Origin of the sequence: Ketobacter sp. MCCC 1A13808 (genome assembly GCF_009746715.1) — a bacterium.
Taxonomy (GTDB): domain Bacteria; phylum Pseudomonadota; class Gammaproteobacteria; order Pseudomonadales; family Ketobacteraceae; genus Ketobacter.
This window is the reverse complement of record NZ_VRKW01000002.1, coordinates 245818-267933: the sequence shown is the minus strand read 5'-3', so window position 1 is coordinate 267933 and position 22116 is coordinate 245818. Positions and strand designations below refer to the sequence as shown.

Here is a 22116-nt window from a genome sequence, read left to right as displayed (position 1 = left end):
AAGAGGAAATCATCATGCCGACAGTCCAAACACCGATGCATAAAAGCGGAGATTATTTTGTCGATTACGAGGAAAAAGTATTTGAAGATGTTCAGGCAGAGCCGGGTGAAAAGGCGCTCGTTACTTTCCACACGGTTGCGTTTGAAGGCTCAATTGGTTTCGTCAATATGTTGCAGGCAACGCGCCTGCAACGTAAGGGATACGAAACGTCGATACTGCTTTACGGGCCAGGGGTAACCTTGGGCTTGCAGCGCGGCTTTCCGACCATCGGCGATGAAGCCTTTCCGGGACATCAGAATTTTAATAATCAGCTGAAAAAATTCATGTCGGAAGGTGGCAAGGTTTACGCTTGTCGATTTGCGTTGCAGGCGTTATATGGTCACGGAGAACCTTCTCTGATCGAAGGTATACGACCGATTAACCCGTTGGATGTACTGGATTTAAAACTGCTGCACATCCGTGACAATGCCGTGATTGTCGATACCTGGACGGTGTAGGGAGATCGCTGTGGAGGATAACCGGGTAGTAAGAGCGGCAGCGGCACAATTGTCTCCGGATTTGCAATCGCTGGAGGGAACCTTATCGAAAGTGCTCGACTGTATTGCCGATGCTGCAAGCCAGGGCGTGGAGCTCATTGTGTTCCCGGAAACTTTCCTGCCTTACTACCCTTATTTTTCATTTGTTTATCCGGCAGTGAAATGCGGTGCTGAGCATTTGCGTTTGTATCAGCAGGCGGTAACGATTCCGGGTCCGGTTACGGACGCAGTCAGCCGCCACGCCAAAGCACATAACATGGTGGTGGTGCTGGGTGTGAACGAGCGTGACCACGGCACGTTATACAACACGCAATTGGTGTTTGATGCCGACGGTTGTTTGTTATTAAAACGCCGTAAGATCACGCCCACTTACCACGAGCGAATGATTTGGGGGCAGGGTGATGCTGCCGGGTTAAAGGTGGTGGACAGCGCTGTGGGACGGGTCGGGGCGCTGGCATGTTGGGAACACTATAACCCGCTTGCCCGTTACGCATTAATGACCCAGCACGAACAAATTCATTGCAGTCAGTTTCCCGGTTCGTTGGTGGGTCCGATTTTTGGCGACCAGATTGAAGCCACCATACGCCATCACGCGCTGGAAGCCGGTTGCTTTGTGGTGAATGCCACCGGATGGCTAACCGAATCACAAATTGCCAGTATCACCGAGGACGAGGGGTTACAGAAATCCCTGCGTCATGGTTGCAACACCGCCATTGTGTCTCCGGAAGGAGTGCATCTTGTGGCCCCCCTGACCCGTGGCGAAGGGGTAGTGATAGCCGACCTTGAGCTGCGCCTGATTACCAAGCGCAAACGAATGATGGACAGTGTCGGGCATTATGCGCGGCCCGAGCTGCTCAGTTTGCTGATAAACGATAAACCCGCTGCGACCAGCCAACCGCTTGTTCCCACAGAGGAGTGGCCATATGAAAGCGTTCAAACAGCCCCTGTTGACTGAACTTCAAACCCAGGGCATCCAATTACAGCAATCCCAGGGCATGCCGTTAAGCAGACAAGGCGGAGCCGGGCCCAGTGATCATATCGCGGTGCTGATGGAAGGGCAGACCGTGATGGTGCCGGTGCATACGCACGCAGCTAAACAGTCGCCATTCACATTAGAAGACAATACGCAATCCGGTTCGAAGCGACTCATGCGCGGTGGTATTCCGGTCACCGATATCAGTTTCGCAAGGCAGCCAAAATTTTACGAACTGGCCACGGCCGACGGTGTTCCCTATTCGCAGATTGCGACTTTGCACGGAACCGAAGTGTTAGCGACCACTGTTTTGCAAAATTGCATCCGTTATGACCAGCCGGAAACGGCCTGCCAATTCTGTTCCATCGGGTTGTCTCTGGCTGCGGGTAAAACCATTGCGCAAAAGACACCTCAGCAACTGGCGGAAGTGGCGCGTGCGGCGGTGCGGCTTGATGGAGTCAAACATATGGTCATGACTACGGGCACACCGGCGACTCGCGATCGCGGAGCACAAGTGTTGTGTGATAGCGTTCAGGCCGTGAAAGCCGCGGTCGACATTCCGATACAGGTGCAGTGTGAGCCACCCAAGGATTTAGTCTGGCTGGATCGATTAAAGCAATCCGGAGCCGATACTCTGGGGTTGCATTTGGAAGTGGTTGCGCCGGAAGTGCGCCATCGTATTATGCCGAGTAAGGCCAACATCAGTGTGGCGGAATATCTGCGGGCGTTTGCCTATGCGGTGCCGCTATTTGGCCGCGGCCAGGTCAGTACCTATATCCTGGCCGGGCTGGGGGATAGTGAAGAGCAGATCCTGACGATCTGCGATGAACTGATTGCGTTGGGAGTGTACCCCTTTGTCGTGCCCTTTGTGCCGATTGCCGGCACTCCTCTGGAGCATCATCCGGCACCACCTTCGGCAATGATGAACGCCATCCTGCAGCCACTCGCACAACGCTTGCGTGAGGCTGGATTGACCTCTGAGACCAGTAAAGCCGGCTGTGCCCGCTGCGGCGCCTGTTCCTCACTGAAGAGCTACGAAAAAGCATCGGCAACCACGGCTTCATCGCAACAAAGCGTAGCGGGAGTGCAGTCATGACGACGACGGATTTTGTCTGTGGATATTCGGATTTTACAATTAAGTGGGCTACGTTAAAGTGGGAAAAACAGCAGGCTCTGGAGTTGCGCCGCCAGGTATTTTGTGTCGAGCAGCGATTGTTTGAAGCAACCGATGAAGACGAAATCGATGCGCTTGCGCAGTGTATTGTCGCGATTGGGAATCACGGAGGCTGGCCGGACCGTGTGCTCGGTACTGTGCGCATTCATCAATACGATAAAGGGGTATGGTGGGGATCGCGCTTAGCGGTGGCGAAGGAATTTCGGCGTCGTAGCGGAATCGGTGCCGGTCTGATTCAGTTGGCCGTTGGCAGTGCCCACGGATTGGGTTGCGAACAGTTTTTTGCGCAGGTACAAAAGCCCAATGAGCCCCTGTTCCAGCGTTTGCATTGGCGCAGCCAGTATGAATTGTCAGTTCGTCATCGGCCTCATGTGATGATGCAGGCCCGGCTTGAACAATACCCTCCATGTTACACGCCCTATAGCGGCCACGTTATCAAAGGAACGATGAATCCGGTACCGGACGAAATTGCGCCCACCCTGTTAACTCTGGCTTCAGCACCGACTTCACACACGGGGGATACCGGCCATGCCACTCACTGAGTTGCTGAGCCAGGTTCGTGACGCATCCGGCTTATTGCAGAAACAGGAAATTCAGCGTGTTCAACGACACCTGAAACAGGCTTACCCCAATCCGTTTCCAAACGGGGACGATGCGGCGGTCATTCCCCACGGAGATCATTTTGATTTGCTCGCGGGCGAGGGGTTTATGGATCAGTTTGTTGCAGCGGATCCGTGGTTTGCCGGTTGGTGTGGGATTATGGTGAATGTGAGTGATATTGCGGCCATGGGCGGTACGCCGGTGGCCGTAGTTAATGCGCTTTGGGGAGGGGATGATGAAGTGACCGATGCCATCCTGCAAGGCATGAGTGAGGCGTCTCGGGTATTCCAGGTTCCCATAGTGGGAGGCCATACCAATTTACGAAGCCAGCAGCCACACCTGTCCGTGTCTATTTTGGGGCGGTGCCGCCGGGTGCTGAGTAGCTTTGCCGCGCAAGCAGGCCAGTCCCTGATAGCGGTTGTGGATCTGCGGGGCGAATTCCGCGCGCCGTTTCTGAATTGGAATGCGGCGACAGAAGCACCGCCGCAGCGACTGCGCGGCGACCTCGCTTTGTTTTCCGCAATTGCAGAAAGTCAGCTTGCCAGTGCGGCCAAAGACATCAGCCAGGCGGGAATATTGGGTACCTGTGTGATGTTGATGGAGAGTGCCGGTGTCGGTATGGATATCGAGTTAGAAGCCATTCCGAAACCAGCCGGCGTAGCTTGGCAGGATTGGCTATGCGCGTTTCCCAGTTTTGGCTATTTGCTGACGGCTGAACAAAAAAATTGCGAAACATTACTGCAAATGTTCCACCACCGGGATATTCATGGTGCTGTTATCGGCTCCTTAAACACCAGTGGCCGATGCTGTGTTTCAGCGGGTAACGATCAAGGCTTGTTTTGGGATTTAACGGCCACGGCTCTGACCGGCTTGACCGCCAATAGCGACGTATCAGACAAGGGGGCTTCACGCTATGCCTGAACGGTATTTCGATGTTCGCTGGCCGGATGGTGTCGAACAGCGCTGTTACTCACCTTCGAGTGTGGTGGATCAGTTTTTTACGCCCGAGCACAGCTATGACTTATCCGAATTTGTCCGGCGCAGCGAACAGGCGCTCACCTTGGCCAGTGAACGAGTCAGGGATAAGTACGGGTATTTTTGTTCAGCCGCAGCGGACCAGTTATCTCAGATAAAATTCCGGTCCGAACAATTTGAAAAACAAGACACTGTGACAGTGTTGCGAATCTACTGAGGGGAGAGGGTTCAGGGTATGAAGCATTACGACGTCATCATCGTGGGCGGCGGACAAGCTGGCTTAAGCGTTAGCTACTACTGCCAAAAACAACAACTAACACATCTGGTTTTGGAAAAAAGCACGTTGATGAATGCCTGGCAAAATAAGCGCTGGGATTCTTTCACTCTGGTAACCCCCAACTGGCAATGCCAACTGCCGGATTATCCCTACAGCGGCGATGATCCTAATGGGTTTATGAATCGCGATCAGATTTTGCAATACCTGGATGGATTCCGGCGTAAGGTCAACGCTCCGGTAAGAGAACATTGTGAGGTACGCAAAATTCAATTCAATCAAACGGTTTATCAGGTTAGCTGCGATGTAGATACCTTCACCGCTGATCAAGTGGTTGTAGCCTCCGGCAGCTACCAGCAGCCGATTATTCCGGATTACGCCCAGCGATTACCTCATCACATTCAACAACTTCATTCCGAGCAATACAAGAATCCGCAGCAACTGAACGACGGCGCGGTGCTGGTCGTGGGTTCAGGCCAATCCGGCTCACAAATAGCAGAGGATTTACACTTGGCAGGAAAGCACGTTTTTCTGGCCGTGGGCGACGCACCACGATGTGCACGTTTCTACCGGGGAAGAGACGTGGTGGATTGGTTAACGGAGATGAAATACTACGACATCCCGGTTGATCAGCATCCCCTGCGGGAAGGTGTGCGTGACAATACCAATCATTATGTGACCGGGCGCGATGGCGGACGTGACATCGACTTGCGGCGCTTTGCTTTAGAGGGCATGGAGCTGTTCGGTAAGCTGGAGGGTTTTGATGGCGAGCGGCTTCATTTTTCAAACAACCTGAACCGCGTATTGGATAACGCGGATAAAACGTACAACAGCATCAATCAGCGTATTGATCAATACATTGATGTCAGTGGAGCGCAGGCAACCACTGCCAGCCGTTATATGCCCGTATGGCGCTGCCCCCGGGAGCGAGGATGTCTTGATCTGGCGCAGTCCGGCATCACATCGGTGATCTGGAGTATCGGTTTCCGACCGGACTACCAGTGGCTGGATGTCCCGGTATTCAATGGAAAAGGTTACCCGCAACACGCGCGCGGGGTGACGACGTATCCGGGCTTATACTTTATCGGCTTACCCTGGCTGTATACCTGGGGTTCCGGAAGGTTTTCCGGGGTGGATAGAGATGCTCGGTATTTGGTCGACGTGCTTTCTGCAGGGCAACTTCAGGCACGCCATTCGACGCTATCCGCCTGACGCTTCAATGACACAACGGCATTTTACTTCTATCTTGATAAGGTGCGTCGCTTCTTCTTTCTAATAAAGCAGAACTCAGACTGAGATAGAGCAAAAAGTGTCCTTTAGTCGATTAAACCGGATTCCTGTTTACAACACGCTGTTGGCAGCCGTTGGCGGAGTAGTGTTGACAATGGATGTGGTATTCGCCTGGTCTATGGATAAGGTCTGGGTGAACGGCTCGTTGCTCGCTACTCTCCTGGTGCTATTCTGGTTAAGTAATTTGATCATTATACTGGCCGTTGCAACAGGCAGAACAGCGCATTTAAAAGATCCGTCTTTCAGTGTGCCTATGATGTATTGGGCCAGCTTTAGTTGTTTCGGCGCGCTGCTCATTGTTCAGAATTACCGTGAAATGATCTATTGCTCGCTGTTCACTGTCGTGGTTTTCGGGGTGTTTCGTCTGACCCCGCAGGATTTTCGACGTTACGCCTTGTTTGTAATCAGCCTGCAAATGATGCACAGCATCGTATCTTCCGGTTTGGGCATTTCGGCTTATACCTGGCTGGAAAGTGGTGCGATCTGGATTGCGTTGCTTTGTACGATCCTGATTATGGATGGGCTGTGTATTTCCATGAGTTTGCTACGGCAACGTCTGCGTAAAAAAAATAAGGAACTGGAAGCGGCGATTGTTTCCAAAGAGCAGTTCCTCGCCAATATGAGTCATGAATTGAGAACACCGATGAATGGCATTCTGGGTATGTTGGATATGCTCGATACAACCCATTTGTCCGCCTATCAGACAAAATATCTGGATATCGCGCGCAGCAGTGGCGCCACCATGCTGGTTTTGATTAACGATATTCTGGATTTATCAAAAATTAATGGTGGCAGGCTGGTTCTGGAAACACGCCCGTTTCAGTTTGTGGTTGCATTGCAGAACCTGACTTCGGGATTCCACTATCTGGCACAGAATAAAAATATAAATCTGGACGTAATACTGGATTCAAATCTGCCTACATGGATTATGGGCGATGAGGTGCGGGTTCTCCAGATATTCAGCAATCTGATTTCCAATGCAATCAAATTTACCCAACAGGGCAAAGTCTCAGTTGAAGTGCACTGCGATTACGATGGCGATCAATGCCATATATTCAGCACCATCAATGACACCGGTATTGGAATCGAAGCGGAAGCGATTGAAAGAATATTTGAGCAGTTCTCTCAGGCCGATGAAACCACCACCCGACGCTACGGCGGCACCGGGTTGGGACTCTCCATCGCGAAAAAATTGTGCCAGGTAATGGGGGGTGATATTCAGCTGCAAAGCCAGCCGGGGAAGGGCAGTTCGTTTAGTTTGGATTTCTATACGACGCGCACTACGTCGTTGCAGTCTGCCCCAAATGACGATAGTCACCCGGTGTCGTCAGAAAGCAGCCGGAATCAAATCAGCGAGGCGGACTTGAGCACAATCCAGAACCGCAACGTGCTGGTGGTTGAAGATAACCAGGTGAATCAACAGGTGGCCCGTGCCATGCTCAGTAAGCTCGGAGTGAACGTGGTGATCGCTGAAAACGGAGAAGAGGCTTTAGACTGCCTGAAACACACGGGTATACAGTTTGAATTAATCCTGATGGATTGTCAGTTGCCTGTGCTCGACGGTTATGCTGCTACCCGGGCTATCCGGAACGGCGAAGCCGGAGAAAAAATCAAGGCGATTCCGATCGTTGCGCTGACGGCTAACGCGTTTCCCGATGACCAAAAAAAGTGTTTCGACGCCGGCATGGATGATTACCTCAGCAAACCTATTTCTTTCAAGCAGCTACGCATCAAGTTAATAGAATGGATCCAGTCTGATTCAAAGAGTGAATAAATTATTTTCTTTGCAGGTTGCAACCTTAAACCAGAGAGAAAAAAGGCCGAACTTTTTTTGTGATTTTATTGAGGTTAATTCAGATACGAAAAGTCACACTTATTAATCGAACTTTCTCACTGCTGTTTTATCTTTGTTGCTCCATGCTAATACCGTGATCAAGCCGATCATGAGTTTAATGACGGAAAGCGTCAAAAAGACATGGAGAAAACAATGAAAAAGTCGTCTTTATTTATTTTGAAACCGATTGCCCGAGCCTGCATGATGGCCAGTCTGGCATTGATTCCCGCTGCGTATGCTGATGAGGATAAAAAAGCAGAGGAGGTAAGGCCGGATCCGGTAGTTCGGATTGATCCGGCATTAGAAAAACTAGCCAAAACGCAGGAATCGCTGCAGGTGATTATTATCTTTGGTGCTCAGCCCCAACGTGAGGTTGCGCGCAAAGTCCGTGATCGTTTTGAAAGTGATATTGAATCGTTAGCCAAAAATGTGCGGGCTATTTATAGCAATTACCTACCCAAAGATTCCTTTGAGTCGCAGGATGATGAAATAGTCCATAGCAAGCTGCTGCAGCAATATATATCCGATGCAGATAAAAAGCGCATTAAGTCTCTCAACATAAAACGGGAAGCACTCACCAAACAAATGCGTAAGGAAATTGCACGAGTTTCCGAGGAAGCTATCCGGTCCGAGCAAGAACGCCTGGTATCCGGCCTGGAAACCAACGGCGCGAAAGTGACTGAGCGCTTGATCACCCTGAATGCGGTGGCTGCGACCATTCCGGCTCGCTCGCTAAAAGACATTGCGGATACGAAAGGCGTTGCCGAGGTGGTTTATGATCAGCCTGGTAAACCGGAATTAAATAATCAAGCGTCGTCACTCGGGGTGGGTTCCTTCTGGAGTGGTGGATACGATGGTGGCATTTGGGATGTTGGCGTGCTGGATAGCGGCGTTTTGGATAGCCATACGGCTCTTAGTGGCCATACCTTTTATGAGAACTACGCGGTAAATGGTAATCACGGAACCGGCGTAGCCTGTATGTACGCGAGCACCCACGCCACTTATCGGGGGTTGGCATTCGGCCTGAATGCCATTCTGGTGGATGATGCCGGCAATACCTCTACTTCAATGTCCGGTGCCGACTGGATGGTACGCAGTGCCGGGGATGATCCTGAAGTGATTAATTACAGTTGGGGTAACGGCAACGCAACCGGCAGCGACTGGCACGCGTTTTCACGTTTTGTTGATGCGTTGGTATACGACTATAGCACCAGCTGGGCGAAATCCGCCGGCAACCAGGGCTTCGGGACCAACACCATGACCGTGCCGGCAAATAACTATAACGGGCTGACGGTAGCCAATATGGATGATGCCAACACTATCTCCCGTGGCGATGATGTCATAACCGCAAGCAGCAGCCGCGGACCAACGATGTTCAGTCGTAAGAAGCCGGATTTGAGTGCACCGGGCAATAACACGATGACCTGCAACAGTAGTGGTGGTTTTTCTAACCTCGGTGGCACCAGTTCGGCAGCGCCTAAAGTGGGTGCAGGTACATTGTTGTTAACGGATGCCGGTAACTGGGATCCGAAAGCGATCAAAGCCGTATTGATAAACACGGCGGATTCCTGGGAAGACAACAATACGCAAAGTACAGCCGATGACGGTGCTAAGACGGGCAAAGAATGGAATAAAACCTATGGCTGGGGCTATCTTGATTTGTGGCATGCCAACTATCATCGCAACGATTACTTTAAGGGTAGCCTAAAGCCAAAAGGCCAATCAGGTAGTTACAAGCTGTATAAAGGCCATGCCTACAATGGCGATAAGGCGACATTGGTTTGGGAGCGGGATGTGAATTACAATAACGCAGCCACACCAACCAGCTACCGTAATCTGAGTGACCTGGATTTACGTATGTATAACGAATCAAACAATGCCATCGTTGATTCCGATATCAGCATTCGAGATAACGTACACCAGGTTGCAGCGACTGCTTCGATTCCTTCCGTTGTGAAAGTGTATGCTTATAGCAGTTCATTTGACGGCGCCTCGACTGAACCTTATGCGCTGGCAACCGAAGAGAACTATAGCGCCGCGTCCGGGCCATCATTTTCCTCTGCGTTATCGGCACCGGTTCAGGTATCCCGCAATTCAACATTTGTTTTAACTACCACTGTACGTAATGTGGGTGACTTGGATGCACATGGGGTTGCGGCAACCTTGAAATTGCCCAGTGGGTTCAGTCTGGTCTCCGGCTCGGTTAGCAGAAATCTTGGTAGTATTGCTGACGGCTCAACCCGTACCGTTAGCTGGACAATAAAAGCCCCCAGCATATGGCTGTGGGTTCCGACCAGTTATAGCTTTAAGGTGAGCCTGAAAAGCCTCTCCTACGGAGAAACATTCACGTCTGTTGCTTCAAGATCGGTTACGGTCCAGTAAACCAAGGCAGTTTACAGCCAACTGCAAGTTATTGCAGTTGGCTTTTTTGCGTGTATGGTATATGGGTTCCTAGTGTGTTATCTGTACACGTAAACCCAATCCACAGTGCGCAAAGAGAGGTGATATGTCCGACCCAACTTATACTCCCCCCAAGGTCTGGGAATGGGACGCAGAAAGTGGCGGCCAATTCGCAAACATCAATCGACCTATTGCCGGTCCGACCCATGACAAACGTCTTCCTGTAGGCAAGCATCCATTACAACTGTACTCCTTGGCCACACCCAACGGAGTTAAAGTAACGGTCATGCTGGAAGAGTTGCTGGCGCGTGGTATCAATGCGGCCGAGTACGATGCCTATCTCATTAACATAGCGGACGGAGATCAGTTCGGTAGTGGCTTTGTTGATGTTAATCCCAATTCCAAGATACCGGCATTGGTGGATCACAGCGTGAACCCTCCGGTGCGGGTATTTGAATCCGGTTCGATTCTACTTTACCTGGCAGATAAGTTCGAAGCGTTTATACCCGCGTCTATTGCCGGGCGTACCGAATGTCTTAATTGGTTGTTTTGGCAAATGGGTGCCGGGCCTTTTTTGGGCGGCGGGTTCGGGCACTTTTATGCTTATGCGCCGGAAAAATACGAATACCCGATTAACCGTTATGCTATGGAAGTGAAGCGTCAACTGGATGTTTTGGATCGTCAACTGGCGCAACACCAATACATCGCCGGAGATGAATACTCTATTGCCGATATGGCGATTTGGCCCTGGTATGGTGCGCTGGTGGTGAACAAGGTTTATGAGGCTGCTGAATTTCTGCAAACGCAGACCTATAAAAATGTAATGCGCTGGACCGATGAAATTGCGCAGCGACCAGCGGTAAAACGCGGCCGTCTGGTCAACCGGAATTGGGGAGATAAAGATCAGCAGTTGGCGGAACGACATGATGCCGATGATGTAGAGGCTCTGTTTCGTGCAGAATAAATCCGAAAACGAACCCAAGAATGATCTCTTTCAAAGGTAACCCCAATGTCCGAACTATCTTTGGCTAAACTATCCCTTCATCCCGCAGTAACTGTATCCATGCAGCATTGGCACAGAATGATTGAGCAACGTGATCTGAGCGCGTTATCTGAATTGCTGTCACCGGACGTGGTGTTCCGCTCACCCATGGCCCACAAACCCTATTCCAGTTCGCCGGTAGTCGCTATGATTTTGAGTACCGTTATTCAGGTGTTCGAGAATTTTCGTTATCACCGTGATTTTGCGGCCGCCGAGGGGTTGGACGTAGTGCTTGAATTCAGTGCTGAAGTGAACGGGAAGGAATTGAAAGGTATTGATATGATTCGCTTCGATGAAAATGGAAAAATTGTCGAATTTGAAGTGATGATTCGGCCCATGAGTGGGCTGCAGGCGTTAGGTGAGGAGATGGGGCGGCGTGTGGGGCACTATTTGAAAACCGCTCCAGTACAATAAACCCAATATAACAGGCCGATGGGAGCAGTGTTGCATCGAAGCCTATCGCTCAAACGGAAGTGTCGATAAACGCACTGCGTCCAACCGAGTCGATCCCAACAACACCTGGAATGCCATTACTAATCCGAATGGCACCATGAGTACGGATAATCCTTATGGGTTCAATCCTGGTTATGTTGTCGAGGGTGGGCTGAATTTACCGGATGACTACTATGAATTAACTGGGTTCAGTCGACTTGGTGACACGGCCATTAGTGGTGGATCTCTTGGAGACGTATGGCGTGAAGGGTTGAGTTACAGCCCGATTACAACCGTTGGAGTTGGTGGTTGGGATCTTGGTAGTGGGTTGTATTCCGGTGACTATTTACAGGCTGCTTCGGGTGCTTTAAATATAAGCTTGAATATGGCTGCGGTGAAATTCGCTAGTCCAGGTAATGTTGCTGATGATACATTGAATTTTGATGTTTCGTGGGAGCAACGAGTAACTTCATAGGCTGATGGTGATTTTGGGTATTTAAATCAAATGCCCATATCCAGTTACACCAAAACGCCCAACGTTTATTAAGACCGCGAGGTGTTGCCCAGTGATATTGAAACCGCCAACCGCTTGGCTCATGACGTATTGGGGCGCAGCCTCGGTGAATTACCGCCCCAAACCCGCCGTCTGTTGATGACCATTGAAAGCATGGTGAAACAGCGCAGCCATGAATAACAACCCAACGTACAGGATGACCGCTTTACCCGCCGGGAAGTGCGTGAATACATCGGCTGGACAGACTTCCAGGTTAAAACCCACATCCGCAAGCTGGAAGAAATGGAATACCTATTGGTGCATCGAGGCGGGCGGGGTCAGTCGTTCGTGTATGAACTGCTGTACAACGGCGAAGGCAAAGACGGTCAAGCCTTCGTAATGGGGTTGGTGGATCTGAAAAACTTAGGGTATGACGCAAACAAGGAGCATGAAAAATCGCACAAGGAGCCATCAAGCAGCCCCCAAAGTGCCCGCAAGGATGGCGGTAGTAGATTGCCGAAAAGCCAGAGCACACAAGGCGCACAGGTAGAAATCACCACCAGCACTGAAAAAAACACATCAGAAGCAAAAAAAGTAAACGGTGAATCGTATGGTACCGATACCTTCACCCCTTTAGTGGCTAAAGCCGCCAACAGCCAGCACACCCGCACGGTGCCGGTGAAAGCCTTTTTTAAATGGCTGACCAAGGAAAACCACATTCTGTACAACCCGGCTTCCGAGTTGGAATTACCCAGGTTGGGTAAACGCCTGCGCAAAGCCATTCTCACCGAATCGGAAATGGCCACGGTACTGAACCAGACCGGCACCTCTACCGCGCTAGGCATCCGTGATCGAGCCATCTTAGAAACCTTCTACAGCACTGGCATACGGCGTTTAGAGTTAATCCACCTGAGCCTGTACGACATTGATCTGGATCGAGGCACCCAGATGGTTCGCCAGGGCAAAAGCAAGCGGGATCGGATGTTGCCTATTGGTGAACGAGCCGTGGCTTGGGTTGAAAAATACCTCAACGAAGTGCGCCCGGAACTGGCTACGGCCCAGAGTGAGCAGGCCCTGTTCCTCACCAACCTGGGCACGCTGTTCCACCCCAATCGGTTAACGGCGCTGGTGCGTAATTACATCAACGCCACGAATATCGGCAAAAAAGGCTCCTACCACCTGTTCCGCCACAGCATGGCTACCCATATGCTGGAGAATGGGGCGGATATCCGCTTTATCCAGGCTATGTTGGGCCATGCCAATATGAACACCACCCAGATCTACACCCAGGTGAGCATCAAGAAGCTGAAAGAAGTGCATACCTTGACCCATCCGGCGCGGATGAAGCGGGTGAATCCGGGGTGGGAAGAGGGCGAGGAAACCGCCGAACCTAGCGCCCAGACCGTGTTAAGCACCCTGGAACAGGAAGGGGAGGACTGGGAATGATTGGCGGAGATCAGGAAAGGAGGATATAATGCAAAGCATTACATTGCATTATGCAGGAGACACATTATGGCTATGACTAGTGTACGCATGTCGGAAGAACTGATGGCTCGCTTGGAATTGGCAGCAGAAAAGCTAAGAAGATCAAAAGGTTGGTTGATCAATGACGCATTGGATGAATATCTGTCCCGAGAAGAAGCCAAAGCGAAGCTATTAGAGGATACCCAGCTCTCCCTGGCCCAGGCCGAAGCGGGGCAACTTATTGATGGCGATGAAGTGATGGACTGGATTGATAGCTGGGGTTCAGAGGATGAGAAGGAACCGCCGGCCGTATGAAACTGAAATTTACACCAGTTGCCCTTAGAGACTTAAAACGACTTCGCCAGTTTATTGCAATACACGATCCCCAAGCCGCTCGACGCTACAGCGAGCGGTTAAAGCAATCCCTCAAGCACCTGACCAAGCACCCTGACATGGGTAAGCCCATCGAAGAACCGTTAGGGGTCCGGGAGTTAGTGGCAGGTGATTATGTGGCGCGTTACATCGTGAAAGAAACCGATGTCATCGTCTTGAAGATCCGCCACGAGAAAGAGGAATGGTAGTCTAAATACGCCTGATCACATGCGTTGCAAAAAAAGACCTGCAACGCAAAGCGCCAGGCTCCCACCGTGCCAACCGTTAACCCGCAAACCGTTCTCCCGCTTCCTGGTGGATCATTCCGTTAGAGGTTCAGTGCCAGCGGGTAACCCAGTGCCTTCGATCACAGGCAAATGACGGCGTCGCAACAGGATCAGTAGCGCAACGGGCGTTACGACAACAACGGTAACGCCCGTCAGTTCATCGATGCCGAAGGGCAGAGCACCTGCTACAGCTACGACGAACAGGGCAACCTGCGCAAGCAGTGGTCGGAGGTCGAGACCAGTACGACCTCAAAGGTCAGGCGGTGCTGGTAAGGCAGTTAGACTTTGAACTGCCTTACCAGATTGCTCATCTCCAGCAATTCATGATTCATATCTTCAATTTCATTCTGATTACGCTCAGCGTCCTCCAGGTTCAACCGGGAGCTACCGGAAATCTTATGGGTGCTATTGGCAATTTCCTGAGTCACATGGGATTGTTCATCAACCGCTGTGGCTATTTGATTGCTCATTTGATTTATCTTGGCGGCGTAGACAACCACTTGCTCCAAGGCGTTGTTCGCATCCGTTGCCGTGCTGATGCATTGTTTGGAATTTTCTAAGCCATTACCTACCGCGTTTACCACCTGGCTGGTACCGGATTGCAGATTCTCAATGATTTTTTGAATCTCTGTCGTTGAAACCTGTGTTCGCTGAGCCAAAGATCGCACTTCGTCGGCGACCACCGCAAAGCCGCGCCCTTGTTCGCCGGCCCGGGCGGCTTCAATGGCGGCATTGAGTGCCAGCAAGTTGGTTTGTTCGGCGATACCTCTGATGACTTCCACTACAGATGCAACCTGGTTGCTGTGGGACTCCATTTGCTGTACCTGATTCTGCGTGTTCTTGAGTGCGCTCACCAGGTTGTCGATAGCAGTAATATTTTTTGACATGGATTGGTTCGCTGCGTGAGTCACCGATTCGGTCTGGCTGGCCGCTTCGGACGATTCCAGTGCGCGTTCGGCAACGCTCTTAACGGAATAGGAAAGTTCATTGGCAGAGCTCGCCAGCATTTCTGTTTCTTTTAATTGCTCCTCGGAGCGGTTGACGGTACTGGCAACCATTCGCGTCATATTGACGGAGTGATCGTTGGCGGCCTGATTGGTTGAAACAACCTTGCGTACGGTCAGGGCAATCTTGTCGACGAACCGGTTATAGGCCCGCGAAAATTGAGCGAGTTCGTTTTTTCCCTCAGCGTTCAGATGATTGGTGAGATCGCCGCTGCCTTCAGCGATATCACACATTCGTGTGACAATGTTTTGCAGGGGTTTGGTAATTGAACTGGAGATCGCCAGTGCAGCAGTAAAGATGACAGCAATTACGGCAGCGGTGATACTTAACATGCTCCACAACCAGCCGTAAAACGCATTCACTTCATCTTCACGATAGACACCGGTGAGCACCACCCAATCCCAGGGTTCAAAATACGCGGAATAAGCAGTCTTTAATTGGCTTCCGGCAGGAATATTCTTTTCGGATGTTTTCCTTATCATCGGGTATTGAGTGTCGGGTTCAACAAAATAGTAATAATCAAAAAAGCCGGTGTGCGTTTCAGGATAAAGCTCATCTATGATCAATAATGATGTGTAAACCGGATCTGGCCAGCCCATTCTCTGCCTTAGACCGTCTCTGATTTTCCGGTCCAGGGCGACCGACTTTTCCAATGCCTCCGGCGTATCATCCGAGTAGAGTATTTCTACATAAGGATGCGAAATAATGAGATCGTGCCCACGGTTGTACATGTAGAAATAATTACGCGGCCCCAATGCCAGAGCATTGACTGCCTGCTTTGCTTTGTTGCGGGCATCAAATTCACTTAGGTTGCCGTTCTGAGATTCCTGGTAAAAAAAATTCAGGGTATTGAGTGCAGTGTTCGTGAGCTTGACGTATTCAGAGCGTTTCAGCTCAACAAACTGCTGCTGAGATTTGTTGACGGCTAATCCCGCCAAAATAATCAGACCGGCCAGGCATAGCCCTACTAACAACCAGATACGCTGCCGGACAAGCAGCGTCTGTAGAAATCGGTTCATGTGGATTGCTCGTTAAAAATTGGTGACCTGATTCATAAGTTTAGTCTAGACACGGGAAATTTTTCACGAATATGACGCTCTGTCAGAAGGTAGGCGAAAACGATATAGGTTCGTTTATGATCGTTGTGCGATGTGCGAAATTCTGACCGGGGTTGGCGATACTTGAGCTTTACAGCGCGCTATGGATAACTATAGAATGAGAAAAATTCTTATTCGCAGTTCTGCGGGTGAATGTATCGCTAATTGCTATCTCGAATTGCTATAGGCATCAGGAAGGAAACTCCATGAGTGTAACCGCTGCACAACCAGGACGACTCATTGTCTCGCGTATTGCTGCCAGTTTTTTGGGCGGTTATGTCTTTATCTGGGGGTTCGTAAGCCTGGTAATAACGCTTTCTGTGTCCTTGGGTGCTCAATATGACGATGCGCAGCAAACGGTGATGTTAATCGCATTTTTACTGTTTTTGCTGGTGTTTATCTGGTCCTACGCTGAACGCAGTTTGTTCCGAATCTGGAGTGTGCTGGGCGGCGGCGGATTACTGATGACCTTGCTGGCGTGGCTGGTAGCGGGCAATCTTGGCTGAAACCAATTTAAGGGAAATCTGATTATGTATTCCACTTTCCGACACTCCATGGCCTGGGTGCACACCTGGCTTGGTCTGGTGCTGGGTTTTGTACTTATGATTGCCTTTTTCTTCGGTACATTGTCGGTATTTGACCGCGAAATTGACCGTTGGGCGGTGCCGGAAACCCGTTTTGAAGCCCAGGTTATGCCGTCCTATGACAACATGCTGAAGGACGTTTTTGCTCGTATCGAACCTGATCCAGCCGAACTTGCAGAGGCCCGCACCCGGGTCACCAAGCCCTTACCCGAGCCGTTACAGGCAATTGGCTGGGGAGCCTATACCACGCATCGTGATCCGGTGCTGACCATGTACTCGGAATTCGCCATACCGAATAATCCGGACGATCCTGCAGACCACGTGCATGGTTACGCCACGGTAGACCCTCGGACCGGTGAAATGTTGTCGCAGGATCAACTCAAAATCGGCAGCCGCTTTTTCTATCCGCTGCATTACGGGTTGCATCTGCACTGGAAAAACCTGGGCATCTGGATCGTAGGCGTCGCCGCACTGGTAATGTTGGCGGCTCTGGTGAGCGGGGTGGTTCTGCATCGCAAAATATTCAAAGAATTTTTTACCTTCAGACCGAAAAAACGTACCCAGCGAAGCGCACTTGATCTGCACAATCTGACGGGCGTTGTGGCGTTACCGTTTCATTTTATCTTTGCATTATCCGGTCTCACTATCTTTGCCCAGATTTATTTTCCGATGTCCAGCACGATGTTGGAGTCGCAAGCGATGAGCCATATGATGGCTGAGGCAGAAAGCCAGGGCTTGCCCTTCAGCCCTTCCGGTGAACCGGCTGACATCAGTTCCGTGGATGCCATGGTGGTGGAGGCCAAACGCCGTTGGGAGGCCAGGGGCATGCCGGGTGAAGTGGGTTCGTTATGGATCAGCCATCTTGGCGACGCGGACAGCTATGTGTCCATCTACCGGGCCGGCAGTGACCGGGTAACCTTGGTGGGGCAGGGCGTCCATTTCAAGGCGACCACCGGTGAAGTGATTTATGAAGAGCCACCACCCTCGGTGCCTTTTGCTATAAATAATTTTCTGACCGGTTTGCACCTGCAGCATTTTGAACATTGGTTATTGCGATGGTTTTATGTGGTCGGCGGATTAGCTGGCTGTATATGCATTGCCACAGGCTTTATTTTCTTCCTCGAAAAGAGAAAAACGCAACATGCCTTTTTGCAAGGGGGGGGCGCACGCTGGGTGGACGCATTGGCCACCACCACCGTCACGGGAATGGTAGTGGCAACCTTATCCATCCTGGTGTTCAGTCGGGTTCTGCCTGCGCAAATGGAAAATAGGGCCGGCTTGCTGGAAGGCATTTTCTGGTGCAGCTGGTTGGTTTCCTTGCTGCATGCGGCGTTTCGCAATCCGGTGGTTAGGAAGGCCAGGATATCACCGGCCTGGCGCGAGCAGTGCTGGGTTATCGCGCTGCTTGCGGTGAGTGCCGTTGTGCTCAATTGGATCACTACAGGCGATCATCTGCTGAAAACCTTAAGCGAACCCTACTGGCCGGTGGCAGGGATGGATTTGGTGTTACTCGTGACCGCCGCTTGTTCCGTTCAGGCTGCGCGGGTATTGCAGCGGCGGGAGCGGGCAGGTTTGCCGGAGAAAGCCGTTCGTGATGCACCGTTGTCCGCACAAGAAGCAGAGGCTAACCATGTCTGACGCTCACTTGATTCTGATCGCGATGCTGTGTGGTTTCTTGGGAATGGCTTGGTTCGCTTTGGCGAAAAAAAGCCACTGGCAGCAGTTGCGGGGCAAGCAACCTTTGACACCGCAATCAATGACGGCGTTGCGGGTATCGGGCACTGTCGGGATTCTGACTTCGCTGATTCTTTGCTTTCGTGCAGATCACCCGACGATGGCAGTATTAGTTTGGATAATGGGGTTAACCTGCGCAGCGTTGTTGGTTACTTTTCTGTTGAGCTGGCAACCCTCCTGGCTGCGGCCTTTGTTATTCTGGATTCCCAAAGCGTCGTCGTGATCAAGGTTAGCGATGCGAGCGTAAACGTTCCTGCTAAGACCCAGTGTTGAGGCAATCCGAGCACCTGTAATGTGGCTATAGAGAGCCCGCACCACAGCAATGGAATAACATATAATAGCCATAGTCGCCAGCCAGTGCACAGCAGCAGTAATATCCCGAGGGAAAATACGACACTTGGATCAGCATGAATACCGATACTCTCCAGTTGAGTCCAGTGAATGCGACCAAGCGGAAACAGGACGGGCCAAAGCAAGCCGACAAAGGCCAATAGCAATCCGCTGTCGCGCTGTAGTGGATGGATGACGCGGTCCGCACGAAGCCCGACCAGAAGCAGTAAAAAAGCCTGTGCTATGTAAGCAACACCAAACCATCGGCCTGCCCAGTTCAGCTCTTCATAAAAGCGAAATAAAAATCCCACGCCCACCCCAAGCCAGATTAACGCCAGTAGCTTGAGTGTGTAGCGATGTCTTCGCCAGGCGGCCAGCAATACGATTAGGGCAGTGACTAAAGCCAGAATGTGCAACGGCCAATAGCTTTCGTTAACACGCTCCAGTAAACGTAGATACACCTCTTGTGTGAAAGGTATAAAATCGCTCGCTGAATAGCTGGTTAAATCCAACATTATATTGAGGCAATGTGTTTGGCCATTCGCAAACGCTGACTGGCATTCGGCAAAGGCCCGTATCCGCTTTGCATGTTTTCGCTCAGGTGAGTCACTTTGGTGGTGGCTGGAATGGCGCAGGTGATCGCCGGGTGCGAAACAATGAATTTAAGCAAAAAATCGGCCCAGGTTTGGCATTCGATTTCTGCTTTTGCCCACTCCGGGACGGCTTGGCTTTGTTTCAGTGAACGGATCAGTTGGCCACCATCATAGGGTCGGTTCGCGATTACCGCGATGCCTTTTTCTCTTGCCAGGGGGAGCAGGTGTTGTTCGGCCTGCCGGTGGGTGATGTTGTAGGTTAGCTGAATGAAGTCCGGTTTTTCTTCTGCCATAATTTGCTCTAGTTCAGAGTGCCGGCGTCCGTGCGAGGTGGTGATGCCGATATAACGTATCTGTCCGTTCCTTTTCATTTCTGTTAGCGTTGCCAAGTGGTCGCGCCACTCCACTAAATTATGCACCTGCATCAGGTCAAATTTGGCGATGCCCCACTTTCGCAATTGTGTAGCCACTTGCTCTTGAGTGGCATCGCCGTCGCCGGTCCACACTTTATCGGCTGCAAACAGGTTATCCGGAACCTCAATTTGCTTTAGCGAGAAGCCGAGCGTATCGGACGACGATCCGTACATTGGCGAGCAGTCGATAAGGCGGCCGCCCAATGCGAAAAAAGCGCTCAGTACGTCGGTGCGCGCCTGGCGCAATTTGGGGTCTTTACCTACGTTAAAGGTGCGCCAGGTTCCCATTCCGATCACCGGTAGCATCTCACCGGACGCCGGAATTTCTTTACGGTGCAATGTTTCAGCTTTTCCGCTGGCCGGTGTTGGCTTCAGAAAGGGTAGGAAGAAAGCGCTGCCGAATAGTTTGATCAGATTGCGGCGGGTTGAGCTAACCGGCATGGTTTCGCCTCCAGGGTATGATAATTGCAGATAGGTGTTGGTATTAGACCACTCTGTTGCATTTTATTGCAATTATTCAGTACTGATCAGAAGGGGTATATTGAAATACCCGCGGCATCTTAAGGGAGTACAACTTTCATTATGTACAGGTTGCAAACTCTGGATTGGATCATTATTGCTTGCTATCTGGCGGGCCTGATGCTGCTCGCTGCCTATCTATCACGTGGACAATTTAATCGCGAAGACTATTACGTAGGGGGCCGTAAATTAACACGTTGGCCGATAGCCATTTCCATCATGGCTACGCAATGTTCCACCAACAGTATTCTGGGGGCTCCGGCATTTGTGGCGTTTGCTGCCGGTGGGGGGCTGGTGTGGTTGCAATACGAGCTTGCCGTACCCATAGCGATGGTCGCGTTGATGATTATTTTTATGCCGTTGCTAAGAGATCTGAGATTAGTGACGGTATACGAGTATCTGGAGCGGCGTTTTGATCTTCGCACGCGTCTGATATTAAGCGGCGTGTTTATGTTTGTCAGAGCGTTTGCAACCGCGGTGACGGTTTACAGCATTGCTATTGTGATTGATCTTATAACCGGGCTCGGTTTTACCTGGTCCGTTATTTTGTTGGGGCTGTTTACTGTGCTGTACGATGTGCTTGGTGGAATCAAGGGCGTTATTTATAGTGACGTTGTACAAATGTCTATTTTGCTTTTAATGCTTGTCTTTGTCGCGTATATGTTAGCAGATCAGGGTGGCGGCATTCTGCAGGTATGGCAAACCTTTCCGGAAGCACGACGCACCGCGGTGGATTTTACACATCATGGCTTTGGTGATGGACATTCCTTTGCATTCTGGCCTATGTTGTTAGGCGGATTTTTTCTCTATGTCAGTTATTACGGCTGTGACCAGAGCCAGGCACAGCGTGTACTGAGTGCCCATTCCGTTGAAGAAGCGAATCAGGCGCTGTTTCTGAATGGCTTGTTACGTTTCCCGGTGGTAGCGCTGTATTGCTTTGTGGGTGTGGGCATGGGTGTGTACGCGGCGAATCAGGCTGATTTTCTATCAACACTACCGCAGAACAATGGGCAGGCCAATGTGAATCTCGCGGTGCCTGTTTATATGATTCAGCAACTTCCCGTTGGTCTGGTCGGGTTAGCGTTGGTTGCGTTGTTTGCGGCAGCAATGTCTTCCTTGGATTCGGTTTTAAATTCTTTGAGCGCCAGCACAATGGAAGATTTTGTCGGGCGTTTTAAAAAAACTCGATGGACCGATACAGCCGAGCTGTTCACCAGTCGTGTGCTCACGTTGTTCTGGGGTAGTGTGACTTTGACGTTGGCGTTTTTTGTAGATGACATAGCACCCACCGTACTGGAAACCATTAATAAGATTGGATCACTGATTAATGGGCCTGTACTGGCTGTATTTACTCTGGGTGTTTTAACCCGGTGGTGTCATAGCCTTGCAGCAATAGCCGGATTGCTGTGTGGCTTTTTGTTTAATATTTATCTTTGGTTGGGACACCCGGGTATTTCCTGGCTATGGTGGAATTTAATCGGGTTTGCGGTCGCCGTGTTGGTGGCTGCATTGGTTTCGGCGGTTTGTTCTCCAACTGCGGAAGAAGCATTGTCAGAGCCGGATGACGAGCTGCTACTCTGGTCACTGCCCCGACTTCGACAGCTACTTTCTCAAACAGCGTGGAAGTTCATGTCCTTTATTTTGCTGGGGTGGTTTTTAGTGTTACTGGTTGTTCTAATGTGGTTGAACTGAAAC

At 50.9% G+C, this 22116-nt stretch carries 23 protein-coding genes; 20 read left to right on the top strand and 3 right to left on the bottom strand.

Features of this window, described 5'->3' with window-relative positions; all coding sequences use genetic code 11:
* Positions 1 to 14: 14 nt before the first annotated feature.
* The 16 genes from FT643_RS05155 (at position 15) to FT643_RS05080 (ending at position 14068) form a co-directional block, all read left to right on the top strand.
* Positions 15 to 497, top strand: a complete 483-nt coding sequence (locus FT643_RS05155) for an MSMEG_0572/Sll0783 family nitrogen starvation response protein (protein WP_156869876.1) — start codon at positions 15 to 17, stop codon at positions 495 to 497.
* A gap of 10 nt (positions 498 to 507) precedes the next feature.
* Positions 508 to 1491 carry a Nit6803 family nitrilase gene (locus FT643_RS05150; RefSeq protein WP_317621948.1) on the top strand — a complete coding sequence of 328 codons (984 nt, stop codon included), beginning with the start codon at positions 508 to 510 and terminating at the stop codon, positions 1489 to 1491.
* Positions 1460 to 2605: an MSMEG_0568 family radical SAM protein gene (locus FT643_RS05145; protein ID WP_198043334.1), complete on the top strand. Its 1146-nt coding sequence runs from the start codon at positions 1460 to 1462 to the stop codon at positions 2603 to 2605. Before FT643_RS05150 ends, FT643_RS05145 begins: the two co-directional genes overlap by 32 nt.
* The gene (locus FT643_RS05140) at positions 2602 to 3225 is read left to right on the top strand and encodes an MSMEG_0567/Sll0786 family nitrogen starvation N-acetyltransferase (protein WP_156869872.1); all 624 of its coding nucleotides are present in this window, start codon (positions 2602 to 2604) and stop codon (positions 3223 to 3225) included. Before FT643_RS05145 ends, FT643_RS05140 begins: the two co-directional genes overlap by 4 nt.
* Positions 3212 to 4204 (top strand): sll0787 family AIR synthase-like protein, encoded by a 993-nt coding sequence (locus tag FT643_RS05135; RefSeq protein ID WP_156869870.1) that lies wholly within the window; start codon positions 3212 to 3214, stop codon positions 4202 to 4204. The genes FT643_RS05140 and FT643_RS05135 overlap by 14 nt, the downstream gene beginning before the upstream one ends.
* Positions 4197 to 4475: an MSMEG_0570 family nitrogen starvation response protein gene (locus FT643_RS05130; RefSeq protein WP_156869868.1), complete on the top strand. Its 279-nt coding sequence runs from the start codon at positions 4197 to 4199 to the stop codon at positions 4473 to 4475. Before FT643_RS05135 ends, FT643_RS05130 begins: the two co-directional genes overlap by 8 nt.
* 18 nt (positions 4476 to 4493) lie before the next feature.
* Positions 4494 to 5744, top strand: a complete 1251-nt coding sequence (locus tag FT643_RS05125) for an MSMEG_0569 family flavin-dependent oxidoreductase (protein WP_156869866.1) — start codon at positions 4494 to 4496, stop codon at positions 5742 to 5744.
* A 97-nt stretch (positions 5745 to 5841) separates the two neighbouring features.
* Complete coding sequence (locus FT643_RS23335) at positions 5842 to 7596, top strand: ATP-binding protein (protein ID WP_156869864.1); 1755 nt, start codon at positions 5842 to 5844, stop codon at positions 7594 to 7596.
* A gap of 213 nt (positions 7597 to 7809) precedes the next feature.
* Positions 7810 to 10038 carry a S8 family serine peptidase gene (locus FT643_RS05115; RefSeq protein ID WP_198043333.1) on the top strand — a complete coding sequence of 743 codons (2229 nt, stop codon included), beginning with the start codon at positions 7810 to 7812 and terminating at the stop codon, positions 10036 to 10038.
* 124 nt (positions 10039 to 10162) lie between these two features.
* The gene (yghU, locus tag FT643_RS05110) at positions 10163 to 11020 is read left to right on the top strand and encodes a glutathione-dependent disulfide-bond oxidoreductase (RefSeq protein ID WP_156869860.1); all 858 of its coding nucleotides are present in this window, start codon (positions 10163 to 10165) and stop codon (positions 11018 to 11020) included.
* 45 nt (positions 11021 to 11065) lie between these two features.
* Positions 11066 to 11512 (top strand): nuclear transport factor 2 family protein, encoded by a 447-nt coding sequence (locus FT643_RS05105; protein ID WP_198043332.1) that lies wholly within the window; start codon positions 11066 to 11068, stop codon positions 11510 to 11512.
* Between the two features lie 136 nt (positions 11513 to 11648).
* The gene (locus tag FT643_RS05100) at positions 11649 to 12005 is read left to right on the top strand and encodes a hypothetical protein (RefSeq protein ID WP_156869858.1); all 357 of its coding nucleotides are present in this window, start codon (positions 11649 to 11651) and stop codon (positions 12003 to 12005) included.
* A gap of 81 nt (positions 12006 to 12086) precedes the next feature.
* Positions 12087 to 12224, top strand: a complete 138-nt coding sequence (locus FT643_RS05095; protein ID WP_156869856.1) for a hypothetical protein — start codon at positions 12087 to 12089, stop codon at positions 12222 to 12224.
* Between the two features lie 39 nt (positions 12225 to 12263).
* The gene (locus tag FT643_RS23665) at positions 12264 to 13469 is read left to right on the top strand and encodes a tyrosine-type recombinase/integrase (protein ID WP_198043331.1); all 1206 of its coding nucleotides are present in this window, start codon (positions 12264 to 12266) and stop codon (positions 13467 to 13469) included.
* A gap of 66 nt (positions 13470 to 13535) precedes the next feature.
* Positions 13536 to 13802: a CopG family ribbon-helix-helix protein gene (locus FT643_RS05085; RefSeq protein WP_156869854.1), complete on the top strand. Its 267-nt coding sequence runs from the start codon at positions 13536 to 13538 to the stop codon at positions 13800 to 13802.
* Positions 13799 to 14068 carry a type II toxin-antitoxin system RelE/ParE family toxin gene (locus FT643_RS05080; protein ID WP_156869852.1) on the top strand — a complete coding sequence of 90 codons (270 nt, stop codon included), beginning with the start codon at positions 13799 to 13801 and terminating at the stop codon, positions 14066 to 14068. Before FT643_RS05085 ends, FT643_RS05080 begins: the two co-directional genes overlap by 4 nt.
* Before the next feature lie 356 nt (positions 14069 to 14424).
* Here the strand turns inward: FT643_RS05080 and FT643_RS05070 are convergent, their stop codons facing one another.
* Positions 14425 to 16170 carry a methyl-accepting chemotaxis protein gene (locus FT643_RS05070; protein ID WP_156869850.1) on the bottom strand — a complete coding sequence of 582 codons (1746 nt, stop codon included), beginning with the start codon at positions 16168 to 16170 and terminating at the stop codon, positions 14425 to 14427.
* Between the two features lie 284 nt (positions 16171 to 16454).
* Between FT643_RS05070 and FT643_RS05065 the strand changes: the two genes are divergently transcribed.
* The 3 genes from FT643_RS05065 to FT643_RS05055 are packed head-to-tail and all read left to right on the top strand — an operon-like array spanning position 16455 to position 18789.
* Positions 16455 to 16754 carry an iron uptake protein gene (locus FT643_RS05065; RefSeq protein ID WP_156869848.1) on the top strand — a complete coding sequence of 100 codons (300 nt, stop codon included), beginning with the start codon at positions 16455 to 16457 and terminating at the stop codon, positions 16752 to 16754.
* 24 nt (positions 16755 to 16778) lie between these two features.
* Positions 16779 to 18470, top strand: a complete 1692-nt coding sequence (locus tag FT643_RS05060) for a PepSY-associated TM helix domain-containing protein (RefSeq protein ID WP_156869846.1) — start codon at positions 16779 to 16781, stop codon at positions 18468 to 18470.
* Positions 18463 to 18789: a DUF3325 domain-containing protein gene (locus FT643_RS05055; protein ID WP_156869844.1), complete on the top strand. Its 327-nt coding sequence runs from the start codon at positions 18463 to 18465 to the stop codon at positions 18787 to 18789. The genes FT643_RS05060 and FT643_RS05055 overlap by 8 nt, the downstream gene beginning before the upstream one ends.
* Here FT643_RS05055 and FT643_RS05050 read toward each other — a convergent pair.
* On the bottom strand, positions 18716 to 19411 hold the full coding sequence (locus FT643_RS05050; protein ID WP_156869842.1) for a DUF6064 family protein: 696 nt from the start codon (positions 19409 to 19411) through the stop codon (positions 18716 to 18718). The two genes, FT643_RS05055 and FT643_RS05050, sit on opposite strands and share 74 nt — an antisense overlap.
* Positions 19411 to 20343, bottom strand: coding sequence for an aldo/keto reductase (locus tag FT643_RS05045; RefSeq protein ID WP_156869840.1), 933 nt, complete (start codon positions 20341 to 20343; stop codon positions 19411 to 19413). The genes FT643_RS05050 and FT643_RS05045 overlap by 1 nt, the downstream gene beginning before the upstream one ends.
* A 141-nt stretch (positions 20344 to 20484) precedes the next feature.
* On the opposite strand from FT643_RS05045, the gene FT643_RS05040 reads away from it, so the two are divergent.
* The gene (locus tag FT643_RS05040) at positions 20485 to 22113 is read left to right on the top strand and encodes a sodium:solute symporter family transporter (protein WP_156869838.1); all 1629 of its coding nucleotides are present in this window, start codon (positions 20485 to 20487) and stop codon (positions 22111 to 22113) included.
* Positions 22114 to 22116 lie beyond the last annotated feature (3 nt).

Coding starts and splice junctions, on each gene's coding strand:
- FT643_RS05105 (WP_198043332.1), top strand. CDS start 11,066: ATGTCCGAACTATCTTTGGCTAAACTATCCCTTCATCCCGCAGTAACT.
- yghU (WP_156869860.1), top strand. CDS start 10,163: ATGTCCGACCCAACTTATACTCCCCCCAAGGTCTGGGAATGGGACGCA.
- FT643_RS05070 (WP_156869850.1), bottom strand. CDS start 16,170: ATGAACCGATTTCTACAGACGCTGCTTGTCCGGCAGCGTATCTGGTTG.
- FT643_RS05055 (WP_156869844.1), top strand. CDS start 18,463: ATGTCTGACGCTCACTTGATTCTGATCGCGATGCTGTGTGGTTTCTTG.
- FT643_RS05130 (WP_156869868.1), top strand. CDS start 4,197: ATGCCTGAACGGTATTTCGATGTTCGCTGGCCGGATGGTGTCGAACAG.
- FT643_RS05155 (WP_156869876.1), top strand. CDS start 15: ATGCCGACAGTCCAAACACCGATGCATAAAAGCGGAGATTATTTTGTC.
- FT643_RS05045 (WP_156869840.1), bottom strand. CDS start 20,343: ATGCCGGTTAGCTCAACCCGCCGCAATCTGATCAAACTATTCGGCAGC.
- FT643_RS05040 (WP_156869838.1), top strand. CDS start 20,485: ATGTACAGGTTGCAAACTCTGGATTGGATCATTATTGCTTGCTATCTG.
- FT643_RS05135 (WP_156869870.1), top strand. CDS start 3,212: ATGCCACTCACTGAGTTGCTGAGCCAGGTTCGTGACGCATCCGGCTTA.
- FT643_RS05140 (WP_156869872.1), top strand. CDS start 2,602: ATGACGACGACGGATTTTGTCTGTGGATATTCGGATTTTACAATTAAG.
- FT643_RS05115 (WP_198043333.1), top strand. CDS start 7,810: ATGAAAAAGTCGTCTTTATTTATTTTGAAACCGATTGCCCGAGCCTGC.
- FT643_RS05145 (WP_198043334.1), top strand. CDS start 1,460: ATGAAAGCGTTCAAACAGCCCCTGTTGACTGAACTTCAAACCCAGGGC.
- FT643_RS05050 (WP_156869842.1), bottom strand. CDS start 19,411: ATGTTGGATTTAACCAGCTATTCAGCGAGCGATTTTATACCTTTCACA.
- FT643_RS05085 (WP_156869854.1), top strand. CDS start 13,536: ATGGCTATGACTAGTGTACGCATGTCGGAAGAACTGATGGCTCGCTTG.
- FT643_RS05080 (WP_156869852.1), top strand. CDS start 13,799: ATGAAACTGAAATTTACACCAGTTGCCCTTAGAGACTTAAAACGACTT.
- FT643_RS05065 (WP_156869848.1), top strand. CDS start 16,455: ATGAGTGTAACCGCTGCACAACCAGGACGACTCATTGTCTCGCGTATT.
- FT643_RS05100 (WP_156869858.1), top strand. CDS start 11,649: ATGAGTACGGATAATCCTTATGGGTTCAATCCTGGTTATGTTGTCGAG.
- FT643_RS05060 (WP_156869846.1), top strand. CDS start 16,779: ATGTATTCCACTTTCCGACACTCCATGGCCTGGGTGCACACCTGGCTT.
- FT643_RS05125 (WP_156869866.1), top strand. CDS start 4,494: ATGAAGCATTACGACGTCATCATCGTGGGCGGCGGACAAGCTGGCTTA.